Below are 5,965 nucleotides of genomic sequence, written 5' to 3'. Positions count from 1 at the left end.
CTCCGGGTAAATGGCGCGATCCCCTAGTCGCAGTTCGCGGCGGCGACCTACCGGTGTGGCTGAGTTGAATGCCCTCGAGCTGATTGAGGAGCCGAGGACATGACGACGAACGATCCTGGAGAACACTGGCGTGAGGCGCTGCTGGATTTGCGCGGTGCGGGACGGTCGGTGCGGGAGAGCTGACCTGATCCTCACCCGGCGCGCACCACGCGGTTTGGCTATGATCGCGGTTGCGTGCCTCCTGCTTATGGCCCGTGCGTGGTCCGACGAGTTGCCATTCCCCCTCGAGTACGAGATGGACGCCGACGACAAGCTCGCGCAGCAACTCAACAACCCGGTCGCCGACCTGATCAGCGTTCCTTTTCAGAACAACTTCGATTATGGCGGAGGGCGCAACGAACAGGGCTTCCGCTACAGTCTTGTGGCCCAGCCGGTGGTGCCGTTCCATCTTAACACAGACTGGAACCTGATTACCCGGACCATCATACCTTTCGCGCATGTCGAGCGCGTCTTCCCGAACCAGGAGAGCGGTCTCGGCGACATCCTGCAGGCATTCTGGTTTTCGCCCAGCAAGCCCACAAGCTGGGGGCTGACGTGGGGTCTCGGGCCGGCGGCCCTGTATCCGACGGCAACCAATAAGCTGATAGGTGCCGATCAATGGGGTGCCGGTCCGACCGGCGTCGGGGTGCTCACCAAGGGGCCGTTTCTCGCGCTGTTGCTCGCCAATCATGTTTGGGCAGTCGGCGGCGTGCCGGCCGAACGAGAGCGGGTGAACCAAAGCTATGTTCAATCAGCGCTCGCTTATACTTCGCCACAGCGGACGACCTATTTCGTGAGCACCGAGAGCACCTACAACGCGAACTCCGGGCGCTGGATCGTCCCGCTCCAGCTCGGTCTCAATCAGTTGCTTCGTGTCGGCGGTCAGCCGTTCCAGCTTGGCGGTCTGGTTCGCTACTACGCTGAAACGCCGCCGGGCGGGCCGAAATGGGGCTTTCAGCTCAGGCTGACCTTGGTGTTTCCGAAATAAGGGATGGTCACATCCACGGCACGCGCGCAGTCACGAGGGCTTTCTGAAGGGACCAACATGACGGATCACATCGGCAATACCAAAGACGCGACCCGCCGCGACGTGCTGCTTGGCATTGGCAGCGCGCTAGGGGCCACGATTGCCGCTGACAGCGTGCCCGCCCTGGCGCAAATGGCCCAAGGGCATCGTGAGGTGCGGCCCGGAACGCCTCCGCTGCATGGCGTGCGGGTGATTGAGCGGAGTGCGACGCTCTCGGGACGGCTTGCCGGATTGCTGCTTGCCGACCAGGGCGCGGAGGTATTTGTGGAACGCGGTACCGGCCCCACACCGGGCGGGCTCGACGATGCGTTTTTCGATCGCGGCAAGAGCGCGGTGCCGCCGGGCGCCACCGCGGACTCGAGCTCGGCCGATATTGTCATTGTAGACGGCACCGAGCCGGTGACGCGCGCGCCGCATCAGGCGCTAATTCGGATTGTCGCCGCGCTGCCGGGCGACGAGGCGTATGGCGATTTGCCGGCCGATTGCTCCGAAGACCTGATCAACGCGATCAGCGGCTTCTTTACGAATATGAGCGTCTCCGGGCCGATCCTCAATCGGCCGGTGATCTATACGCCGGTGCCATTGCCCTCTGTTTATTGCGGCGTCAACGCTGTTGTGGCAGCGGTCGCCGCGCTGGTGGATCGGCAGCGCACAGGCCTCGGGCGAGAGATTCTAGCCAGCAGACTGGCCGGAGGATTGTCGGCTATCGGGGCTCTGAGCATGACCTCAAAGGGCTTGCCCAAGCACCTCGAGCCGATCGTCATCGGCGGTCTGCCGCCGGGATTGACGCCCGAGCAATTCCGCACCTTTGTCGCCGACGCACTGCGCGATCCGGAACGGCAGATGTGGCTGGAGCGGCGCTTCGCCCCGTTTTCAACCCCTTATCACGCACGCGATGATCAATGGTACCTGCCTATGGCTGCGCCAAACCGGCGCCTATCGCGGCGGTTCCTTGAGGCGATGGGCATCTGGGACCGGGCTCTCGCAACCGGTGCGGTATTCGTCGATCCCTATGATCCCGCCAATATGGAGGATGCGCGGCGCAACCTGGGCGACAGTCTCTCGCTCGGCTTCACCTACACCTCGAAACTCGCCGACATGCTCGAGGTTGCCTTCCGCGCGCGCACCGCGGCCGAATGGGAGCGCTATCTCGACGCGCGCGGCGCTGCCGGCACGATCATCATGACATGGCAGCAGTGGCAACGCGATGCGGATGCGCGCGAGGCTGCGGTATTCGCGGAGATCCCCGGTATGGAAGGGGTGCAGATCGGCCGCGCGGTGTGGACGCGCAGTGGCCAGCCTTACGAGCCGCTCTCGGCTGGCCGCAAGGCAGACGCGCTGCCTCCGCGTGCCGCCGCGTCGCCTCCAGTCACCGGGCGGCCTAACGGGCGCCTCCCGCTCGAGGGGTACACGGTAGTGGACATGACCAACGTTCTTGCCGGGCCGTCCTGCACGCGCATGCTCGTGGAACTCGGCGCCGCTGTGACGCGGCTCGACGTGATGGACCCGCAGCACGCGCCGACCATTCACGTCATGTGGTCGGGCGAGAACTCGGTCGGTAAGCGCAGCATTATTCTTGACAGAAGAATCCCCGACGGGCTTCGCATCATCCACCAGATTACCGGACGATCGGACATCGTGGTCGCGAATATGATGGATGACCAAATGGCGCGGCTCGGCATCGACGCCGCCTCGCTCGCCCAGCGCAATCCGCGCTGCATCGGGTTGCAGATTACCGCAACGCGTGGCGAGCGGCACGGACCGCGCCATCACGACAAAGGCTATGACCCGTCCATCCAGGGCACGACCGGCGTTATGATGCGTTACGGTGGGCCGGAGACGCCGACCTTTCACGGCATTGCCTCCGCGGTCGACTATCTATGCGGCTATCTCGGCGCCTATGCCGGCGTGCTGGCTCTATACGCGCGCGAGCAGCGGCGCGACGGACGCGGCGACTGGGCAGAAACATCGCTCTGCAACGCGGCCACATTGATCCAGCTCCTCTTTCAGCGAGCCGGCAGCGAGCCGCCGGCAAGCGCGCGCGGCCAGCTTGCGACAGGAATGACCCCCGGCGCGCGCGTCTACCAGCTTTCCGACGGGTGGATTTTTGTGCAGGCGCCACGCGATATCACCAGCGATCTCGGCGGCCGCAAGCAGGCAGAGGCGCTCGCCTGGTGCGCTCAGCAGAAGATGGCGGCAGTTCCGGTGCAGACCTGCAAACAATTGGCCGATCGTCACCGTGCAAAGCCGACCGTCACCGTGAAGTTCGAAAAACGGGAGAAGGACGGCTGGTCCACGGAATGCTTTGCGCCAAGCTGGTTCGCGTTCGACGGCCGCCCAGAGGAACGTCCGCCGGCCGCCTCCCGAATCGGCGCCGACGCAGGGAGAGTGCTCGCCGATCTCGGCTATAGTCCGGCCGATATCGAGCGGTTAATCGCTATCGGTGCGGTCGGCAGGACAGAATGGGCGAAGGTCTGAGAACTTGGGGCGGAGGATCTCCTGTGTCCCAAATAAGGCTTTCGAAACGGATTGGGGTGAATGCGGCGATCGTCTTGGGTGCGATCGCGTTCGCAGGCGCCGCCCGCGCGCAAGTCATCTACGAAGGCAAGCTCGTAATGGGGCTGCCAGGCCCCGAAGCGCTCTACGACCCGGACCAGGGTCAGCCGCAAGCGCTGCTGCCCCAGCCCTGCGAAGTAGTCTTTCCCGGACTGGGGTTCCGCGCGGGAGGTCCAGTCTTTGGCTCTCCGGGGAAGGCTCTACGATCAGTCCGGTGCAGACCTGCAAGCAATTGGCCGATCGTCACCATGCAAAGCGGACGGTCACCGTGAAATTCGCGTTCGACGGCCGCCTCGCGCATCGGCTCCGACGCCAGGGGAGTGCGCGCCGATCTCGGCTATAGTCGGACGGACATCAGCGGTTGATCACCATTGGCCCGGTTGGCAGGACAAATTGGGCGAAAGTCTGAGGACAATAGGGGAGGCCCTGCTGTGCCGCAAACCAGGCTTCCGAAGCGGATTGGCGTGTGCGCTGCGATTGTCATGGCTGCGATCGCGTTCGCAAGCGCTGCCCACGCGCAGGTCATCTACGACGATAAGCTTCTCACAGGACTGCCAGGTCCTGAAGCGCTCTACGATCCCGACCAGGGTGAGCCGCAGGCGCTGCTGCCTGAGCCACGTGAGGTGCTGTTTCCTGGCCTGGGTTTGCCCGCAGAGGCCCAACGTTTGGCGTTTCGGGAGAGGCTCTACGATCAGTACGGCCTGACCTACGCGTTCAGTTACCAGCAGCTCAATCAATACGCCACCCAGACGCTTCCCGGCGTTCGGCAGAACTGGGCTCTCGGGGGCTGGGCCGCGCCCAGCGTGACCTGGACGCCGATAGATCGGGGCGGCGACTATCAGGGCTCGCTGGTTCTGCGTGGAGCCTGGAGGGGGCCTATAGGCGACAACCCCTGGCCGGCGCCGTTCGGGCCGGCGAATCTTGGCTCGGCATGGTCGGCCTACGAGTTTACCTCCTGGAACGACCACTTCGAGATCGAGGACTTGTTCTGGGAACAGAGGATCGGACCAACCTTCAGCTTCCGCATCGGCAACCAGGGCCCACAAGCGACGATTAACACCTTCCGTTTTAAGGACGCGCGTACCAGCTTTACTGCGAGCCCGCTCGCGTTTTCCGAAACGATCCCGTATCCGGCGTTCGGTGCCGGCTTGTCCTTTCGCTGGCGCCCGATCCAAGGCAATGGGCTGTTCATGAACGGCGTGCTGAACGACATGAATGGCAACCCAAGCCAAGGCAGCCTCAACTGGTCGCATCTCCAGATCGGCCAGCTCTTCGGCGGGATCGAGGTCGGCAAACAGTGGCGACGCGCGGACGGCGAGTACGACCAGCTCGCCCTGGATGTCTTTCACGCCGGCACGCGCAGCATTTTCTCTCCGAACACCACTCCCAACAAGGCGGGCGGCGGTTTCAAGATCCTCGGCGAAAAGCAGTGGGGCCGGATTGTGGGCTTCGCGGCCTACACCCACAACACGGCGCAGGGCGGCGGCATTTCCACCACCTTCTCTGGCAACACTTCAGTGGCGGGCGTGGCGCTGCTGCGCCCCTTCGGCATCGTTGGCGAGGCTGCAGCGGCGGGAATGTGGACGCTGCCGTTCAAGAACATTTTGCCCGGCAGCGGTCAGCGTGCCCAGTATGGGATGGAAACCTACTGGAACATTGCAGTGACCCCGAACAGCACAATTACACCCGGCATCCAGCTGATCTTTAACCCGTCGTTCAATCCGACAGTGAATTTCATCGCGGTCCCAGACGTGAAGTTCAGGGTCTCCATCTGACCATCTACACATCGGATGGTCGCTTATAATGCAATAGGTTTATGCAACACACAACCATTTGATATAAGGAGATATTTTGGTCTTGCTCTGGTGAACAATTCTTGATTAATGGTGCGCCGATCAAAACCGGCAAAGAGTAGGAGGTGAGAGTCCACTACGGTGAAGGAGTAGCGATCCGCATCGGCCCCGAGCCGTGCGTTGGCATTCTCGAGGGTGTCAGCGAAGCGTCGGTAGGGGAGCGCATAGGCCAGCCATTGAGCCGCGAAAGCAAGAAAATCTCGGGTGCCGACGTGGTCATAAACACGGAAGGCAACATGGACGGGAGCGTCATCGCGAGCACCTGCCCAACCCGACGTGGTCGAAGACCCTGGCATGTGTGGACGCTCTTTGTGCGGGAATCGGACTTCCTACCAATGGTCAAGGGTAAACTTGGTGGGGCGGTAACCCCGCCAGCGTACCGGTTCGACTGACCCTTCCGACTGATCCAACATAGCACCGTGCTCGCACTGTCCAGGACGTTACACGCCGGCGCATAGCGCCGGTGCCGCTGCGCGGCATCCTGGACAGC

Annotated in this window: 3 protein-coding genes; all 3 read left to right on the top strand. The window is 63.0% G+C overall.

Going from position 1 to position 5,965, the window contains the following annotated elements:
* The first annotated feature begins 295 nt into the window (after positions 1–295).
* The 3 genes from JOZ76_RS14130 to JOZ76_RS14120 all read left to right on the top strand — a co-directional run bounded on the left by JOZ76_RS14130 (position 296) and on the right by JOZ76_RS14120 (position 5,397).
* A complete protein-coding gene (locus JOZ76_RS14130) occupies positions 296–1,027 on the top strand; it encodes a hypothetical protein (protein ID WP_291699246.1) in 732 nt (243 codons plus the stop codon).
* A gap of 57 nt (positions 1,028–1,084) precedes the next feature.
* Positions 1,085–3,544: a CoA transferase gene (locus tag JOZ76_RS14125; protein ID WP_291699245.1), complete on the top strand. Its 2,460-nt coding sequence runs from the start codon at positions 1,085–1,087 to the stop codon at positions 3,542–3,544.
* Positions 3,545–4,104: 560 nt separating this feature from the next.
* A complete protein-coding gene (locus tag JOZ76_RS14120; protein WP_291699244.1) occupies positions 4,105–5,397 on the top strand; it encodes a carbohydrate porin in 1,293 nt (430 codons plus the stop codon).
* Positions 5,398–5,965 lie beyond the last annotated feature (568 nt).

This window comes from Bradyrhizobium sp. (assembly GCF_019244115.1).
Taxonomy (GTDB): Bacteria; Pseudomonadota; Alphaproteobacteria; order Rhizobiales; family Xanthobacteraceae; genus Bradyrhizobium.
The sequence above is the reverse complement of the archived record's forward strand: the minus strand, read 5'-3'. Positions and strand labels throughout refer to the sequence as shown.